This is a genomic window from Sporosarcina pasadenensis (assembly GCF_047228845.1).
In the GTDB taxonomy this organism is placed as follows: domain Bacteria; phylum Bacillota; class Bacilli; order Bacillales_A; family Planococcaceae; genus Sporosarcina.
In genome coordinates this window covers 209,321-226,553 of the sequence record NZ_JBFEGM010000001.1, presented here as the reverse complement: position 1 = coordinate 226,553, position 17,233 = coordinate 209,321, and the positions used below count along the sequence as shown (strand labels likewise).

16 protein-coding genes and 1 pseudogene are annotated in these 17,233 nt (G+C 41.9%); 15 read left to right on the top strand and 2 right to left on the bottom strand.

What is annotated here, in order from left to right; translation table 11 throughout:
• Positions 1 to 586 precede the first annotated feature (586 nt).
• From thrS to AB1K89_RS01105, 11 genes and pseudogenes are all read left to right on the top strand, one after another.
• A complete protein-coding gene (thrS, locus tag AB1K89_RS01145) occupies positions 587 to 1,777 on the top strand; it encodes a threonine--tRNA ligase (RefSeq protein WP_413052992.1) in 1,191 nt (396 codons plus the stop codon).
• Between the two features lie 129 nt (positions 1,778 to 1,906).
• Positions 1,907 to 2,797 carry an alpha/beta fold hydrolase gene (locus AB1K89_RS01140; RefSeq protein ID WP_413052991.1) on the top strand — a complete coding sequence of 297 codons (891 nt, stop codon included), beginning with the start codon at positions 1,907 to 1,909 and terminating at the stop codon, positions 2,795 to 2,797.
• On the top strand, positions 2,787 to 2,969 hold the full coding sequence (locus tag AB1K89_RS18275) for a DUF2441 domain-containing protein (RefSeq protein WP_489686558.1): 183 nt from the start codon (positions 2,787 to 2,789) through the stop codon (positions 2,967 to 2,969). Before AB1K89_RS01140 ends, AB1K89_RS18275 begins: the two co-directional genes overlap by 11 nt.
• A 4-nt stretch (positions 2,970 to 2,973) precedes the next feature.
• Positions 2,974 to 3,045, top strand: a pseudogene (locus tag AB1K89_RS18270) (DUF2441 domain-containing protein); the annotation flags it as partial.
• A gap of 56 nt (positions 3,046 to 3,101) precedes the next feature.
• Positions 3,102 to 3,290, top strand: coding sequence for a DUF2441 domain-containing protein (locus AB1K89_RS18265; protein ID WP_489686555.1), 189 nt, complete (start codon positions 3,102 to 3,104; stop codon positions 3,288 to 3,290).
• A gap of 44 nt (positions 3,291 to 3,334) precedes the next feature.
• The gene (locus tag AB1K89_RS01130; protein ID WP_413052990.1) at positions 3,335 to 4,474 is read left to right on the top strand and encodes a DUF4362 domain-containing protein; all 1,140 of its coding nucleotides are present in this window, start codon (positions 3,335 to 3,337) and stop codon (positions 4,472 to 4,474) included.
• Positions 4,475 to 4,648: 174 nt separating this feature from the next.
• Positions 4,649 to 5,074: an acyl-CoA thioesterase gene (locus tag AB1K89_RS01125; protein WP_413052989.1), complete on the top strand. Its 426-nt coding sequence runs from the start codon at positions 4,649 to 4,651 to the stop codon at positions 5,072 to 5,074.
• A complete protein-coding gene (locus tag AB1K89_RS01120; protein WP_413052988.1) occupies positions 5,074 to 5,391 on the top strand; it encodes a hypothetical protein in 318 nt (105 codons plus the stop codon). The genes AB1K89_RS01125 and AB1K89_RS01120 overlap by 1 nt, the downstream gene beginning before the upstream one ends.
• A 90-nt stretch (positions 5,392 to 5,481) precedes the next feature.
• On the top strand, positions 5,482 to 6,678 hold the full coding sequence (locus tag AB1K89_RS01115; protein WP_413052987.1) for an ATP-grasp domain-containing protein: 1,197 nt from the start codon (positions 5,482 to 5,484) through the stop codon (positions 6,676 to 6,678).
• A gap of 41 nt (positions 6,679 to 6,719) precedes the next feature.
• Positions 6,720 to 7,124 carry a CotY/CotZ family spore coat protein gene (locus tag AB1K89_RS01110; protein ID WP_413053425.1) on the top strand — a complete coding sequence of 135 codons (405 nt, stop codon included), beginning with the start codon at positions 6,720 to 6,722 and terminating at the stop codon, positions 7,122 to 7,124.
• A 104-nt stretch (positions 7,125 to 7,228) separates the two neighbouring features.
• Positions 7,229 to 9,394, top strand: a complete 2,166-nt coding sequence (locus tag AB1K89_RS01105) for a YheC/YheD family protein (protein ID WP_413052986.1) — start codon at positions 7,229 to 7,231, stop codon at positions 9,392 to 9,394.
• 38 nt (positions 9,395 to 9,432) lie between these two features.
• Here AB1K89_RS01105 and AB1K89_RS01100 read toward each other — a convergent pair whose 3' ends face one another.
• Complete coding sequence (locus AB1K89_RS01100) at positions 9,433 to 10,650, bottom strand: ATP-grasp domain-containing protein (protein WP_413052985.1); 1,218 nt, start codon at positions 10,648 to 10,650, stop codon at positions 9,433 to 9,435.
• Between the two features lie 178 nt (positions 10,651 to 10,828).
• On the opposite strand from AB1K89_RS01100, the gene AB1K89_RS01095 reads away from it, so the two are divergent.
• From AB1K89_RS01095 to AB1K89_RS01080, 4 genes are all read left to right on the top strand, one after another.
• Positions 10,829 to 12,202 carry a Mur ligase family protein gene (locus AB1K89_RS01095; protein ID WP_413053424.1) on the top strand — a complete coding sequence of 458 codons (1,374 nt, stop codon included), beginning with the start codon at positions 10,829 to 10,831 and terminating at the stop codon, positions 12,200 to 12,202.
• Between the two features lie 121 nt (positions 12,203 to 12,323).
• The gene (locus AB1K89_RS01090; RefSeq protein WP_413052984.1) at positions 12,324 to 12,767 is read left to right on the top strand and encodes a hypothetical protein; all 444 of its coding nucleotides are present in this window, start codon (positions 12,324 to 12,326) and stop codon (positions 12,765 to 12,767) included.
• A 72-nt stretch (positions 12,768 to 12,839) separates the two neighbouring features.
• Complete coding sequence (locus tag AB1K89_RS01085; RefSeq protein ID WP_413052983.1) at positions 12,840 to 14,138, top strand: YheC/YheD family protein; 1,299 nt, start codon at positions 12,840 to 12,842, stop codon at positions 14,136 to 14,138.
• Between the two features lie 29 nt (positions 14,139 to 14,167).
• Positions 14,168 to 15,550, top strand: a complete 1,383-nt coding sequence (locus AB1K89_RS01080) for a UDP-N-acetylmuramoyl-tripeptide--D-alanyl-D-alanine ligase (protein WP_413052982.1) — start codon at positions 14,168 to 14,170, stop codon at positions 15,548 to 15,550.
• A gap of 54 nt (positions 15,551 to 15,604) precedes the next feature.
• On the opposite strand, the gene AB1K89_RS01075 is transcribed toward AB1K89_RS01080, so the two are convergent.
• A complete protein-coding gene (locus AB1K89_RS01075; RefSeq protein WP_413052981.1) occupies positions 15,605 to 17,008 on the bottom strand; it encodes a C40 family peptidase in 1,404 nt (467 codons plus the stop codon).
• Positions 17,009 to 17,233: the final 225 nt, after the last annotated feature.

The following is a 17,233-nucleotide window of genomic DNA, read 5'->3' as shown; positions in this document are numbered from 1 at the left end:
TCGGATTATTCCCCATTGACATAGACGGAATGGTCGCATATACTACAATACAATTAATTATCAATTAACAAGCGTTGAGAAGGACATGAATCATTTCGAATGCTCTGCCAGAGAACAGGACCACGGCTGAAAGTCCTGTAGCGGAAAAGATGATTAACCACCTTTGAGCTATCATAGAGGACTGCGGCTAGCGGAAAACTATGATCGGGAGACCGTTATCGATTGAGCGCCATATTTAAACATGGCGAAATCAGGGTGGCACCACGACCGCATTCGTCCCTTTACTAGGGATGAATGCGGCTTTTTTATTTTCATACAAAGCGTTGAGAAGGACATGAATCATTTCGGAAGCTTTGCCAGAGAACAGGACCCTGGCTGGAAGTCCTGTAGCGGAGGAAATGATTTACCGCCTTTGAGCTATCGTAGAGGACTGCTATTGCAGAAAACTACGATCGGGAGACCGTTATATCGTTTGAGCGCGCATGATTTAACCATGCCGGAATCAGGGTGGCACCACGACCGCATTCGTCCCTTTACGAGGGAGGAGTGCGGTTTTTTATTTTTATACAACATAGGAGGAATTGAAATGTCAGGACAAATGGATATTGAAAAAAGGAATCATCGAAAATTAGGCCAGGAGCTTGAATTGTTCATGTCGTCAGAGGAATCGCCAGGCATGCCATTCTATTTGCCGAAGGGGATGATTATACGAAACGAATTGGAGGAATTTTGGAAACGAAAGCATCAGGAGGCGGGGTATGAGGAGATTAAGACTCCGATCATGATGAAGCAGGAGTTATGGGAGCAATCCGGGCATTGGGATCACTATCATGAGAATATGTACTTCTCCGATGTAGATAAACAGCAATATGCGTTGAAGCCGATGAATTGCCCGGGTGCGATGCTCATCTTTAATCACAAACGTAGAAGCTATCGGGAATTACCGATTCGATATGCGGAATTGGGATTAGTCCATCGCCATGAGTTATCCGGCTCATTGAACGGACTTTTACGGGTTCGGGCGTTTACACAAGATGATGCGCATCTATTCGTCCGGAAAGACCAAATTGAAGGGGAAATTGATCGAGTGTTGGATTTGATTGACGACATCTATTCGGAGTTCGGTTTCAGCTATGAAGTCGAATTATCGACAAGGCCAGAAAATTATATGGGATCCGTCGATTTATGGAATGAAGCGGAACAATCGTTGGAAGCAGTGCTTAAAGAGCGAGGAATGGCTTATCGTATTAACGAAGAGGACGGCGCTTTTTATGGCCCGAAAATTGATTTTCACATTTTGGATTCGTTAGGACGGAGCTGGCAGTGCGGGACAGTTCAACTGGATTTCCAAATGCCCGAAAAGTTCAATTGTCGGTATATTAATGAACAAAATGAACCCGAATACCCGATTATCATCCATCGCGCCATTTTCGGTTCCGTCGAAAGATTCCTTGCCATCCTTGTTGAGCATTACGCGGGAGAATTTCCGTTGTGGCTCGCACCTGACCAAGTAAGAATCATTCCAATTGCCGATAAGCATATATCTTACGCTGAAGAAGTAAGGAAGGAGCTTTCTGCAAAGGGATATCGCGTGAAAGTGGATGACCGTGTAGAGAAAATGGGGTTGAAGATTTGGGAATCAGAGAAGCAGAAAGTTCCTTACATGATGATCGTCGGTGACCAGGAAGTCGAGCAGCAAATGGTTTCCGTTCGGAAGCGGAAAGAGGGAGATCTCGGTCAAGTGAAGTTGGAGGAAATGTTGGATGTACTTAAATGACCGGAATCAACTGCAAGATAGATGAAGTGAACAAGGGCTAAGCGAACAAACCGCTTAGTCCTTTCTTTATTTCTTTTCAAAATTAATAGAGTTATAATTAAGAAAATATAGAATTGCGGGGGCTTTGTTATGTGGATACAACGGATTATCGACACGACGCGAGGAACTTTCGAGATTTTTGAAAAAGGGCAAGGCGAACCATTAGCCGTCACTCATCTATACAGTGAATTTGATGAAAGGGGAAATGCATTCGCGAATCCGTTTACTGAGCATTATCATGTCTACCTCATCAACTTGCGTGGAGCAGGAAAATCAGAAGCTGCCCAATCCGAAGAGCAATATAGCATGAATGAGTCCGTTTTGGATTTAGAAGCGATACGGGAAGAGCTCCAATTACCGAAATGGGGATTTGGAGGACACTCGACCGGTGGCATGTTAGCTCTTGTGTATGCTGTCATGAGAGAAGAATCTTTAACGAAAATCATTGCTGGAGGCGCTGCAGCAAGCGTCGAGTATAGTGCGGATTCAGGTAGTATTTATTGCCGGGAAAATCCGAACTTCGAACGCATTGTTGAAATAATGAATCGACTGGATACACCAGATATAGCATTGGAGGAAAGACGAGCTTTAGGCCGTGAATGGAATTTGATGTCTTTTCATTCTGAGGAGAAAATGGAGTCGGCTTTTCAGAAGCCGAATAGCGGCAAGACTGTCGGGGATCGATTGACATATTTCAGAAAAGTGGACTGCAAGACGTTTGATGTCAGGGAAGATTTAAAGAAAATTGACTTACCGGCTTATATATATGCTGGTAAATACGATGCACAATGCCCACATAAATTCGGTGTTGAAATAGCGGAATGCCTTCCTAACGCTCAATTCACTTCGTTTCTAAATAGTAACCACTATCCATTTTTTGAAGAAGAGGAAGAATTCGATGCGTTTGTAAGAAGTACTTTGAATAGTGTTGAGGGAGTTACTACATCGGGGCAGCTGACAGGTGCAAAAGATGAAAGATAATGAACTGTTTGCATACGATATCATTACGAATAAAAAAATGGAACTAGGACAGATCATCTACTTTGACGACGGTCAACACAACACTTTGTATCGCTTCTTTTTTGAAAAGGAACTAGTGAATTCTAAAGGAGACGGACTCTATTCAAGTTTTACAAAGTCACCATACAAATGATGGCTTGCATTTGGATAAGGAAGATGCCGAAGTAGTTAGTAGGTATATGGGTCAAACGATCAGAGCCATTCGAGAAGTAATAACTGAAATGGTGAGATTACAAGACTATTCCCATTTACCTTCAAGATTGTCGTGTCGTGCTTATATGCCGCCAAAACATATGAAGATGCAAACCTTCTACCAAAAGAAGATGGTGTGCCTTTCTCTCGAAAAATTGCTCAGGCAAAAGAGTATTGGAAAGGTAATGTGAATAATGAGCTTCCGGAGCTATTAATTAATGGTGAAATTGAAGTCATAGAAATTATTGATGATTTTTCATAAGTTAACCCGGATCTAGAAATGATTAGATGGGACGTGAAAAGTAGATGAAGAAAATGGGCTGCTCAATTTTGTTATTAATATTTCTTTTCGCTTTAACCGCCTGCAATGCAAGTGATGAAGAAAAAAATCCAATTGATAAAGAAGAGACCGTTGCAACAAGTAAAGATAATGCCAAACCGTCTGTGAAGGGTGTAAGAAATGTTGATGTAGTAAATACTCACGGAAGCATCGAGGGGTTGGAGAGAATGCAGAACTTCTATCATAATGTGCAGAATGGTATTTCATCTGAATTACGAATTGTCCAATACACTGAAGAAGGAGATCCTATGGTTAAGGATCTGACCTACAATGGAGACTCGTTACAAGTGCAATATGACACCACCAGGGACAATTTTGGAAATGGACGGATAAGTAAAATAAACTGTAGCAATATGATAGAAGAAGTAAATCCTACGAACACTTCCTATATCGCTACCGATTGTGATGAGGGAATTTATGGAAAGGACAGCATATTGGTTATCAACTACAATATGAAAAAGCAAGATCTCTTCGAATTTGAACTGAAGTACGGGGTTAATTTGGATAACGAAGTGAATACGAAAACAAACAAAGTGAAAAAAGTACTCAATACAATGGAAACTGAGGTAATAAGTGATTTTGTATTGGCATCGCATGTGAAGCAAGAAGTATACAAAAAATTAGTCATGACAAATTACCTCGAAGTAAAAGATTTAAAGGCCACTTGTGATTCTAATGAAGCCATGAATTATTACCTAAAAGTGTATATTAATGGTGCACAGCGCGACTATCATTGGTCAAACTGTGATCGAAGCTCTGATGGTAAAAATTTCACCGGAATTGCGGAATATATAATTCAGCAAGCTGAAATAAAGCAAGCTGCAAATTCCGAAACCGAGATTCAAGGGTATATACTTCAAATGAAAGATGACACGCTATTAATCGGAGTAGATTTGAATATTTTGGATTATGAATCGCTTAAAGATGAAATACAGCATATAAATCTTAGCGCATACGTATTTGACTTTATTAGCTTGGAAGGTGTTAAGACAGATGAGTTCAGGATCGGCGATAAAATTGAGGCAACTATAAAAGGAAGCATAACAGGTTCAAACCCGGGAAGAGCACAAGTGAAGGGTATAAAGAAACTGTATATAACGAACTAACTAAACAAACACTCGAAATGAAAAAATAACATTAGTTAGCAAGCTTCGTTGGTTGATGCGTAAGGCGCCGACTCCTGCCGGCGGAAATCAACATTATTAGAACTATTCATTACAAGTTACACAAACAGCAATATTCCTCCCTCTTTTGTATAATGGACAACAGAGGTGATGATAGTGTTTGTCAGTGAAAAAGAAGTGGAAATCCGGTATGCGGAGACGGACCAAATGGGAGTCGTCTATCATGCCAATTATTTAGTATGGATGGAAATTGGCAGAACGAGCCTAATTCAAGATCTCGGCTTTACATACGCCGGTCTCGAGGCGGAAGGATATCTTTCCCCTGTTATTGACCTGTCGATTCAGTATAAGGCGGCCATGAGATACGGACAGAAAGCGACTGTACGGACATGGGTCGAGTCCCATGGGAAACTTCGGACAGTGTACGGTTATGAAATCCTACATGAAGACGGGACGGTTGCGGCAACCGCCACATCTGAACATATTTTAGTGAATAGAGACAGCTTTAGACCGGTTTCATTACGGAAAATCAATCCAGAATGGGACGCGAAATACTTAGAAATTTGCCGGGTGGCTGACTGATGGCATTCGGCATCAACCGTTCGGAATTGAAAGCGTGGAAAGAAGCTGTCCGTGCCGGGGAAATCGCATTTCTTACCCACTACTGGCTCGATGATCGTTTTCCAGACTGTAAAACCGTTACAAAGGTGGGTTGTGCAGATCTCACTACATTAATCGAATGGGGAAAAAGATACGGGTTAAAGCCTGAATGGATTGATCATCGTGAAGATTATCCTCATTTTGATCTTTTCGGTAAGACTGAGTTGCAAGCATTGCTGGATGCCGGTTTGATCGAACAAGTGAATCGTTTTAACTTGCTCAATAAGCATGAAGGATAGCCCTTCATGCTTATTTTATTTGCCTAACGCAGCATGGTGCATCCGCATACAATTGAAAGAAGAGGATTGTCTTCATGGAAGGATGAAGGAATGAGGGCAATTGTGTTTATCGGATCATCTACGACAGGATCGAGCATGGATGCCTTGGCGGCTGTTATTCGGTTAGGCTGTGCTGCCATTTTGTTGACGGATCGTAAAGCATTTTTGCGAAGGCAACCTGAAGATGCTCAACTCATTTATATGAAGTTATTGGAAGAAGGAATTATCCGGAAGCAACTTGTCCAACTCATACAATCCGGTCACGACATTCAAGCAATTATCAGTTTTGTCGATCCGTATGTTTCCATGGCTGCGAAACTTTCCAATGAATTTTGTGGGTCCGTCATTTCCTACGACGTATTGCAACTCATGGAGGATAAATTGACGACTCGCCTTGCATTGCGAAACAACCGGGCGTCATGCAAATTTGAAATGATTACTACAAATCAAATTAAGCCATCTAGTATTACGTATCCATTCATCATGAAAAATCCGATCTCAAACGGGTCTAAAGATGTTTATTATATTGAAGATGAAAAGAAATACAAAATTGCCGTAAAGCGACTTACAAAACGTTTGCCCGGACAGCAGTTCCTTATAGAAGAATTCATCGAAGGCCCCCAATACATTATTGAAGTCGTTGTCATAGAAGCTCTACCGATCATTGTGGCGGTCATCCAGCAGGAAATCATGAGAGATTACACGTTCATCGTAACCGCCTATGATGTAGTCGTTGATATGGATGAGGCACACTACCGAAGTCTATGGAAAACCGTTACTTCACTCATGCGCGAAATTGGCCTTCAAAATGGTTCTTGCCATATTGAAATGCGCCATTCCCCAAATGGTTGGAAACTGATCGAACTGAATCCCCGAATTTCCGGCGGAGCAATGAATCGGATGATTGAAGAAGCTTTCGGCATAAATCTCGTCCAAGAGACGATCAAATTCTATCTCGGTGAAGAGCCTGACTTGATTAGAAAAAAACAGCAGTATGTCCATACCTCTTATATTACGATCAATAGCACTGGTTATTTATTGGAGGTAGAAGGAGTCAATGAGGCTGTGAATTGCCCTGGAGTAGCGGACGTCTTCGTGAAGCCGTCAATCGGTACGATAATGATACCGCCATTATCGATGGGGCATCGGTACGGATATGTGATGGCGGTCGGAGAGTCAACAAAAGAGGCAAAGGAACGGGCGGAATATGCTGCCAAATTGATAAAGTTCTACATCGAGCCGTTGTAACGTGAAGGAACAAAACAAAAAGGGAGGTGGAAGCAGTGAAGATGTGCCGACTATGCGAAGAGATGCAAGAATTATGGAAGGAGCAACAATTGCTTGCGGAGTTCGGAAAAGGATTGCGTTTCATTCATGTGGCAGATTCAATTGACACAATCCCCTTCATGCTGCATTCCTCAATGCAATCCGCCCCTTTTACTGCCATTAGTAATGGAAGTTCCTCCCCTTATTTCAGATTGGAGAAAATCGAAAAGGAAAGCTGTATTGCACAGTTATCCTTGCTTCAACCGGTCGATTTGAAAGGGCACCCTGCTCTTACTGACCAAGACCTTTACGCTTTAAAAAAGACGTCACATTGCATCCTCGTAAACCTTTGCGGATTTTCTACTATTAGCCCTCTTTCTCACGAACTTGTCGGCCGTCCATTGCCAATCATCGAATCGAAAAAATAGAGATGGAAAACTAAATCTCCTGCTTGTAAACTCTTGTCCTTATCATTTCAAGTTCGCATGAATGTACTAGAGAGAACCGTCAAAAAGAGTAAAGGAGAATGTTCATGACGATCATAGGCATGTTGCATCATCGGAAAGATCCGGAAACTGTCATGAAAGCTTATGCATTTGCGGCTGTCGCGGAAGCGGAAGGAGCGAAGTTTTACTATTTTTCACCCGGAGAAGTGAATTTTACAAATCGTACAATCAAGGGACAAGTATACGAAAAAGGGGAATGGAAGACGAAAATCATGCCCTTTCCGAATGTCATCTATAATGCAGGGAGTCCGGAAAAATTATCGAAGTCGAAGGAAACAATCGACAAATTGAAAAAAGAGATTCCTTTTACGACATATTCAATCGGCAATAAATGGAGTGTGAACCGCCGATTGAAAGAAGCAAAAGATTTTGCGAGCTATTTGATACCTACTGAAGTCGTGAAGAATACGAATCATTTCTTCAAATTTCTTTCAGCATTTGAGAAAGTGGTCTTCAAACCGATAGATGGCCGTAAAGGGAAAGGGATTTTTTTTATTGTGCAAGAAGAGGGACGTTATTCCGTGAAAGGAGAAGGGACGAACAGAATATATGGAAGCTCCCAATTAAACGGCTTTATTAAACAGAAATTATCGAAAGAGACTTTCATCGTTCAACCGTACATCCAATCGGTAACGAAGACAGGGCAAGTTTTCGACTTCAGGCTGCACGTGCAGAAAGATGGGAAAGGCGAATGGGTCATAACAACAATCTATCCGAGGATTGCGCCGCATGGGTCCATTATTGCGAATATTAACAGTGGCGGCTATACAAACTATTTGGATCCTTTTTTGGAGCAGGAGTTCAAGGATGAGGCGTTCAATATACGAAAAAAGTTGGAATTCTTTTCATTGTCGCTAGCGAAGCATTTGGATGAGCTCCAAATGGAGAAATTCGGCGAAGTAATCGATGAAATCGGAGTGGACATCGGAATGGATGAACAACGAAAGCTATGGATTTATGAAGTGAACTGGCGTCCAGGCTGTCCTCCGGCATTTTACTTGGAATTGGACGTTGTTAAAAATACGATTAAATACGCCATGTATGTAGCGAAAAATCAAAACACTATCCAACTGAAAATTAAGGAAGCAAAGCGAAAAAGGTCTTCCGAAAAGCAAGAAACGCCAATCATCGCCATTACAGGAAGCGCTGGTAAAACGACGACAAAAGCTTTTCTTTCTTCCATTCTATCGAAGAAATGGAATGTCTTCGAATCGAAGGACTATTGGAATACGACGGAACATACGAAAAAACATGCAGCTGAGATCAATTCATCCCATCAGGCAGTTGTTCTCGAATACGGAATGGCCTATCCAGGGGTCATCACCGAGCACTGCCGGATCATCAAGCCCAATATGTCAATCGTTACAAATGTCGGGTTGGCCCATGTCGGAAATTTCAACGGCGATCCAAGAGGGGTTGCGAAAGCAAAGTCCGAATTGATACATGGAATGGATCAATATGGAGTACTTTGCTTGAACAAGGATAATGACAATTCCCGATTTTTAGAAACTCAGAATTTTAAAGGTGAGACGATTACGATCGGCATTCACAAACCTGCTGATTATCGTGCATACGATGTTCAATATACGGAACAGGGCATGAGCTTTAAATTGAAGCTTCAGAATGAGGAAGTCGAACTGTTCATCCCAATTTTCGGGGAGCATCATGTGTATAACGCATTGTCCGCAATTGCGATCGCCGACCAACTAGGGTTTTCACCGATGGAAATTAAGACTGGTCTGCTGTTCAAAAAACCGCCACGCCGATTGACGATTTACAATTGCAAAGACAATATTACACTCATTGACGATACGGTCCACTCCCATCCAGAAGGGGTCCGTGCAGCGATCGATGTCCTCGTTAACCTTGCAAAGCACCGGAAAATCGCTATCATAGGACAAATGAGGGAACTCGGTGATCTGCGTGAGAAGGAATACCAAAAAGTTGGGGACTATGTCCAGCAGCAAGGAATTGATCTGTTGATCACGTACGGTTTTCGGACAGAGGAAATCGGAGCCCGAGCACTGAAAAAAGGAATGGCTGCGGACAAAATCCACCATTTCACGGATCGGGAGAAACTGCATGCATTACTGTCAACACTTATTCGTAAAGACGATACAATCCTTATTAAAGGAGCTAGCAAAACAAACATGTTCGAAACGGTCAAGTTCATTGATCAAAATTATAGTTGAACAACAAAGAGGACCCCGATATGTGGGAGTCCTCTTTTTTATTGTTTCAAGTGAAATTGGATTTCTGCAGCGGCCTTTTTGGCCAACGACTTTGCAATTTCCATCGTCCTGCCTTGGGCGATGACATATGCATACCGATGTCCCATCGACAGTGGCGGCATGAGCTGCGTCCCTTTTTTCGGCTTGACATAGACTTCTACGACACCAGGCGATTTTCTCGCCCTTTTCTTACCGGTCACTTTTTCGAGGATCCCTTTTTGATCGATGATGACATATTGGGTGAATACAAAATGTTTATGTTTCTGAACTAAGGAAGGTTTCTCACCTACGTATAATTTCAGTGTTTCTTCGACCAAGTCAAAACCGAAAGCGGCTTTTAGCATATTGTTCATCGCACCGCCAGAAATCCTCGGATTGATTTCTATTAGCCGCAAGCCGTTGTCCGTCAGACGCATTTCGACATGGAGCGCACCGTTTCGGATGTTGAACTTCTCAACAATTGATTCCAACACTTCCATAATGCTGTCAATCAATTGTCTCGGCACAAATGCAAGCACCCCATACCCGGTGATGATGAACCTTTTACCAAATGTGATTTCCTGCTGGATGACCCCGGCGATATGAATTTTCCTATCATGGACAATCGCCTCCACTAAGTATTGATCCCCTTCGATGAATTCCTCGATAATGATCGACTCGTCGGGAGCCTTTTCATTCAGTTTCCGGATATGGCGCTTCAGTTGCTCCAAATCGTTTGCCTGCAAAACATCCTTTGAACCTGTGGAGAACGCAGATTTTACAATTAGGGGAAAATCGGGCAAAGTCTCTACCGTCGTCGAATCGAGCTTCGAATTTGAGGATAGGGTTAGAAACTTTGGTGAATACGAAAGTCCGTTTAATGAAGCCCTTGTCCCTGCTTTGTTTTCCATAAGTTTTACTGCTTCGGCAGATGTGCCATTAGGACAGAAATCCTCACATAGTTTCAAGGAGTTGGCGACATTGGAGTCGACAAAACTGGCAATTGTTATGATTTCATGTCCCTTGGATTTTAAAGAACGAATTTCTTTTTTCATTGCTTCCAGATTAGTCGTGTCAACGAATATCATTTCGTGGACATCTACATATTCTTTCCTTTGCTTAATCTGTTTTTCGTTATTTGTGAATAACACCGTGAAGTAACCGAGCCGTTCTCCAGCTCTGATGGCTTCCCTACTTGAACCAGATTTATTTGTTCCGATAAAGATGATCGTTTTCAACTAGCCCAACTCCTTCATATAAGACAACTCTATATAGGTTATGAAGGAATCGCTTTTCGACATGGTTATACATCATATAGGTAAGTAACTATCGCAGATTTGGCATACTCAGGGTTTTCGTACAGGCTCTTCAAGAGGACGGGGCATACGATAGGAAAGGGGGAAGGGAGTGAAACAAATGAAACCTCTAACGACAGGATATATCCGGCAAATCATATCCGGTAAATTAGTACATGGAACAGATGATCTTCTAATACATCATGGCGCCTATCGTCTTAAACAAGTGAGGCATTCCCATACGATATTATTTTTAAAACGGAATATTATTAAATGGGATAGACTGAAGCCCTATTTCCCGATAGCGATCGTGACAGATCGAGAAATGGAAGTAAGCGGGCGAACCGAAGAGTTAACGATCATAAGAGTTGAAAATCTGCAAGATTCTTATTGGAAGTTTATTAACCACTACCGGGCTTCTATTAATATCCCTGTAATCGCCGTGACGGGTACATCTGGTAAAACGACGACAAAGGAGATGATCCGTCATCTGTTATCAATCAATCGGAAAGTGGCACATACAAACAGTACAAATAACTCTCGTACGGCACATTTGTCCTACCTGCTCGGGATAGATGACACAACGGAAGTGGCAGTTTTCGAAACGGCGGTCGGTGCACCGGGAGATATTTCAAATGCGGCTGCCTATTTGAAACCGACAATTGGAATCATTACAAACATCGGTGAACATCACCTCAATTACTGCAAGACATTGGAAGGCTATATCGCTGCGAAAGGGGAAATGTGCAACGCTCTTCAACCAAATGGGGTTCTCATCATAAACGCGGACGACCAGAACACGAAAAAGCTGGATTTGAAAAGCTTTACCGGAAAAATTGTTACAGTCGGCATCCACTCAAAATGTGATTTTAAAGCAACGGATATCTGTTTTTCATCTGAAGGGATGTTCATGACTGTTGAACATATGAAAAAGAAATACAGAATACTTGTTCCGGGTCTCGGGGAACACCAAATATATAACGCACTCGCTGCTATTGCAGCGGTTCATCAGATTGGCATGGACCTTACCGATGTTGCGCTCCACTTCAGGACTTTTCAACCGCTCAAAAAGCAATTGCAACTACTGGAAGGGTTGAACGGCGCAACGATTATCGATGACACATGGAGCATTACAACAACATCCTTGCATGCGGCAATGCAAGTGTTGCAGGCAATTGATCCTGGTAAAAGAAAGATTGCTGTCATCGGAACGATAACCGACCTCGGATCGTGGGGATATGCAATCCATCAGCGGGCAGGAGAAATCCTCGAGCAAAGTAAAATTGATGTACTTGTCACAATAGGAGAACATGCAAAAATAATGGCGGACACTGTTTCCCAAATAAGTGCCAGGATAGAGGTCCATTCATTCAATAACCATATCCTTGCATATGAGTTGCTGAAAAAAATTACAACAGAGGATACGATAGTGCTTATTAAAGGTGACATGTTGAGCGAATCGATCAAGAAGCTCGCTACCCTACTGAGAAAATAGGTTGATTGACAAGTAATTACGAAATATATTTATCTACTCAAATTAGGACAAACACCAAGCCGCCTCATTTGTTTTATCAATATAGTAGAAGTAGTTCAAAATAGAAAGGGGGGATATCATTATGGGTATGGAATGTCCTTGTGGTGTATTGGTCAATGCAGTTTCTAGAAATAACAATGTCCGTTTTAATGGGCAGATGGGAACGGTCGAAGGTGACTTGACTTACATGGCAAACGTATGTGTTACGACTTTAGCTGCTTCTACATTGACCCTTCATTTTACAGATACGGAGACAATGGGCGGTAAGAACAGCTTTACTTTTGTCGCTAATTCTATTACTTCTGTTGAATGCAATAGGGAAGGGCAAAATTGTGAAGTGACAGTCACTGGGACTGGAATCGTCAACAGTGTTCAATTTCCATTCGAAGCAATCTTCAGGGACCAGGTAGCCTCGGCAAACGTGGATATTGTACGAAGCTTTGTCATAACCGGCTTCTTCGATCAAAATGGTGCAGCGCCGGTTGCACAAGGTTCCATTATAGCACTTGGCTGTGAGGATGATTGACAATGCTTGAACTCCCGACTGGCGAGTCGGGGGGTTCTCCTTCTAACGAAAATAAACAGAGGAGGATAGTCTGTGAAGGGCATTCGGGGCCGTTTTGGTCAACAAAGAATTTTGGATTCTAATGTTAGTTTATCAATGCATCTGTTGGAAACGAAACTCTTATCAGAAGCGACATTTTACACCTTTTTAGAGAGGTATAACTTCTTTATCATCAAACCGCTAGTGGGACCGCAACAAGTCTGCATTTCGGTAAATGATGAAGCGCTCGAATTGGCAACCGAGATTGAGGTCTTCCGTTTTTTAAGTAAAGAAGAAGCATTCGAATATTTGACGAAGCAGATTTGCACTAAAAAGCATTATATTATTCAAGCTGCCCCGACAAATCCATCAAATCTATACCAGTGCCGTTTTACTCTTCACAGAAGATCCTCTAAAGCAAACTGGAAAATTGTCCATAGCACATTAGTAGATGAAACTAGCGATCCTTATTATGATCTATTCCATATGTGGAAGCTGAACAATTTAATGACCACTGCAGCGAAAAAGCTAGGTGCCTCTTATCCCGGCTGCCATACAATCGTCGTCGAGGTCTCGAAAGATGTAGCCGGTAAGTTTTGGCTTTCTGACACGATATTACATGAACGTAATAGCAAATGGAGCCAATACCATTCACTTCATCTGAAAAAGTCTTTACGAGCATTCTTGCCAGCTACGGATTTATGTACAAAAAAAACATTGCTTGCATTTTTGAATGCCTATCCAGAGGTAATCATCAAGCCATGTGTAGGTCAACAGGGAAGAGGAATCGTTAAAATAGCAACAACTAGAGATATGACTTTCGAGGTGCATGAGAGGCGAAACAGAAAGTTCATAGAAGACTTTGATCAGCTGTTCCGTTATTTACTTGAGAAGTACCTTTCACAAAAAGATTATATTGTTCAGCGAAGGATATCTCTTAAAGAAATCAATGGGAACCCATTCGATGTGCGTGTCATCACTCAACTTGATGAAGGCAACTGGATTGTGACAGGGCAAGTCGTAAAAGTTGCCGCTAAAGATTATTTCGTATCGAACCGAGCAAGCAAATTGCTCACGTTGGAAAACGCCCTTTCTGAATCGGAAAGTGAAATTTCACTTGAACATTGCGCTAAAAGAATTGAAAAGGTATGCAAAAAAGCTTCAAAGAGACTTTGGAAAGATTCCGGTAAAATTTCGATTATTGGATTTGACATTGGAATTGATGGCAAAGGAAAGATATGGGTGATCGAAGGGAATTATGCCCCATCCCTTTCTATGTTTTACATGTTTGGCAACAATGAAATCCACCAGAGGATTTCTTACTATATAAGAAAACATAAAAAGAGTGACTGATCAAATTACGGTGGAAGGGAGGAAATGCAATGAAGCCGATAGCTGTCAATGACATCAGGAAACTACTCGAAGGAAAAATTATCACCGGACCAGTAAATTGGAAAGTGGAAGATGCCATCTATTACACACGACATGATCACACAAAACGAAATTCCCTTCTTTTTGCAAATAGGGGGGATGCAATCAATTGGGTAGCAATCGATAAAAAAGGCCATTCCCTTGTCATCACAGATAAGTCCTCAATAAATGTGAAAGATGTATTGCCGAATACTACCGTTATGCAAGTAGCGAGCGTGGTCCAAAGCTATTGGAAATTTATCAATTATTATCGGAATCAATTTCAAATACCGGTAGTGACGATAACAGGAACTTGCGGGAAGACAACAACGAAAGATATGATCAAACATATGCTCTCTGTTACGTGGAACGTGCATGCATCGGAAAGTAGTAAAAACGAGCCAAGACGGTCATTTCCTTATTTGATGGGAATTGATGAACATACAGAAGCTGCAGTCTTCGAGCACGGTCTCGGTAATTCAGGAAATATTAAACATCAGTGCATGATTTATCAGCCGACGATCGGAATCATCACAAATATCGGCGCACATCATTTGGACGGGTGTGTAAATTTAGAAGGGTATATAAAAGCAAAAGAAGAAATTATCGGTGGCATCAAAGATGGCGGTACCTTAATCTTAAATGCAGATGATCAGAACAGTAAAAAACTGAGAATCCATGGATTCACGGGAAAGATCATCTATTTTGGAACAGATGCAAAATCGGATTACAGGGCTTCTCGAATAACTTATGGGAAAGGCGGGATGGATTTCGTCCTCCACGCCGACCGTAAGGAATATAAAGTCTTTGTTCAGGGGTACGGGGAGCATCAAGTGAGCAATGCACTTGCAGCATTGGCCGCGGTTCATGAAATGGGAATGGATTTAAAAGACGCAATTTCCCGTCTGAATACGTATAAAAACATGGAAAGGCATTTGGAGTTTTCGAACGGAAAAAACGGATGTACAATTATTGATGATACGTGGACGAACAACCCGACGTCCGTGGAAGCGGCGTTGAAGGTGCTAGACAAAGTTGGAAAAGGAAAAAAAATCATTCTCATACTAGGGGATATCAAAAGGTTAGGGAATTTTGAAAAGAAATACCACAGGGAAATTGGTAGCATGGTCGCGGCAAGGAACATCCATGCACTGATTACAATAGGGGAAAAAGCGGAAGAAATTGCAAGACAAGCAATGAGGGATGGAAGCACCGCGAATATAAGAATGTTCAAGGATGTGAGTGACATCGGAAATCGATTGGATCATTTATTCGATAATCAGTCGATTGTGCTGATAAAAGGACCGATGTCGAGTCGCGGAATGATAGAATTTGCTAGGTCGTTGAAACAGTAAAATGAAAAAGAAGCATCCAACGTTACGACGTTGAGATGCTTCTTCTATTCTTATTCAGTTTGAAAGGACGCGACGCGCATTCATAAAGTTTTGCGTTGCCCATGTAGAGGATAAGCTTTGCGTTACAACCTTGCCAGAAGTGGAAAGGCTAATAAATTGATTGCCGCCGATATAAATGCCCGTTTGGCTGATGCGAGTTCTTTTATTATCCAATGAGAAGAAGAGAAGATCTCCTTTTTTAAGATTGGATTTAAGAACGGCAGTCCCGACTTGAGATTGCTGGCTAGCCATTTTGCTTTTCAAATCAATTCCTTGCTTGTTATATACATAATAAGTAAAGCCAGCACCTGTGAATGTCAATGTACTTTCATTGTATACATAGCCGAATTTAGCTTTGTCCGTAAGGCTTTGTGCGAAGTTGACAATCTTATCCGCAGATGTTGTTGCAGTCGTTGTTGTCGGTTTAGACACGGTTGGCGCAGTCGTTGTAGTTGCCGGCTTGGATACGGAAGGTGCCACTGCCGTGTTGTCTGTAACAACCCTTTTTGCCGTAATATAATGATCTTTATAGTAGTCTACAAGCATAACCCTTGTCACAACACCACCCGAATTCGGGAGGATGAGACGATGATCGCCTGCATAAATGGCAACCAAGCTAGGATTCGTTGACCCTTTCACGCTATTGAAGAAAACAAGATCTCCTTTCCTCAAGTTGGAGCGGGAAACAGTCGTACCCTTGCTTTGAAGTGCTTTAAGGCTCGTTGCATTCAATGTAATACCGTTGTTTTTGTAAACATAATTAACAAAACCAGTACTCGTGAACTTTTTAGTGCTTTCATTGTTCACAGATCCAATTGTCGCCTTATCTTTCAAATCATAGGCAAGGCTGACGATTTTATCGCCTTTCGTTGCTGGATTGGCCGACATTAAACTAGGGAGTACACGGCGTGCACCGATATAGCTTTCTGTATAATACGGTTTGCTATTTAAGTCGGCGATAATGATGTTCTGTTTGGGATCTGCCATGTGGATGACCTTATTATCACCGATATACATAGCGACATGATCTGGGACCTTCGATGCCTTACTACTGAAGAAGAGTAGATCCCCCTTTTGCCATTGGCCTTTTGCAACGGGGGTGCCTTGCTGCATCATGTAGTCTTCATTGTATGTTGCTAGGTCAACGCCATTTTTATCAAAAATATACATTAGGAAAGTGGCGCAAGAAAACTTATACGGATATGTAGGCTTGTATACTGCCGTACTATATGTAGATTTTCCAATTAAGCTCTTTGCCGTTTGGATCAATTGCTCCGCTTTTGCTGCAACTGCCTGTTGCGATGCTTGAGATGTTATAGTGGCGGCAGAGACTGTTTGAGTTTGATCGTATGATGGAATGGCGAGTGAGCTGACACTGACACAAGTGATTAATGCTGCTGAGAGTAGTTTTCGTTTCATATTTGCCTCCTGGGATTTGTAATGTCTTACCTGTGAACGATAGTAGCATGGAAAAAGGGAGTTAATTCGAGGGAATATTTACCTAAGGAAAAGCCGGTTTGCGAGACTGCAAGCCAGCAGAAGACTTATCCCACTTCTTTACAAATAGATTACAGCGTAAAATTGGGAAATTGCGGAATAACAAAAGCGGAGGGCGCTTGATAGGAAAGGTTCGCAGTCTAGATT

Bases quoted from the DNA above. Each gene is read 5' to 3' on its own strand.
- thrS (WP_413052992.1), top strand. From the start codon at position 587: ATGTCAGGACAAATGGATATTGAAAAAAGGAATCATCGAAAATTAGGC.
- AB1K89_RS01140 (WP_413052991.1), top strand. From the start codon at position 1,907: ATGTGGATACAACGGATTATCGACACGACGCGAGGAACTTTCGAGATT.
- AB1K89_RS18275 (WP_489686558.1), top strand. From the start codon at position 2,787: ATGAAAGATAATGAACTGTTTGCATACGATATCATTACGAATAAAAAA.
- AB1K89_RS01130 (WP_413052990.1), top strand. From the start codon at position 3,335: ATGAAGAAAATGGGCTGCTCAATTTTGTTATTAATATTTCTTTTCGCT.
- AB1K89_RS01120 (WP_413052988.1), top strand. From the start codon at position 5,074: ATGGCATTCGGCATCAACCGTTCGGAATTGAAAGCGTGGAAAGAAGCT.
- AB1K89_RS01115 (WP_413052987.1), top strand. From the start codon at position 5,482: ATGAGGGCAATTGTGTTTATCGGATCATCTACGACAGGATCGAGCATG.
- AB1K89_RS01110 (WP_413053425.1), top strand. From the start codon at position 6,720: ATGTGCCGACTATGCGAAGAGATGCAAGAATTATGGAAGGAGCAACAA.
- AB1K89_RS01105 (WP_413052986.1), top strand. From the start codon at position 7,229: ATGACGATCATAGGCATGTTGCATCATCGGAAAGATCCGGAAACTGTC.
- AB1K89_RS01095 (WP_413053424.1), top strand. From the start codon at position 10,829: ATGAAACCTCTAACGACAGGATATATCCGGCAAATCATATCCGGTAAA.
- AB1K89_RS01090 (WP_413052984.1), top strand. From the start codon at position 12,324: ATGGGTATGGAATGTCCTTGTGGTGTATTGGTCAATGCAGTTTCTAGA.
- AB1K89_RS01080 (WP_413052982.1), top strand. From the start codon at position 14,168: ATGAAGCCGATAGCTGTCAATGACATCAGGAAACTACTCGAAGGAAAA.
- AB1K89_RS01075 (WP_413052981.1), bottom strand. From the start codon at position 17,008: ATGAAACGAAAACTACTCTCAGCAGCATTAATCACTTGTGTCAGTGTC.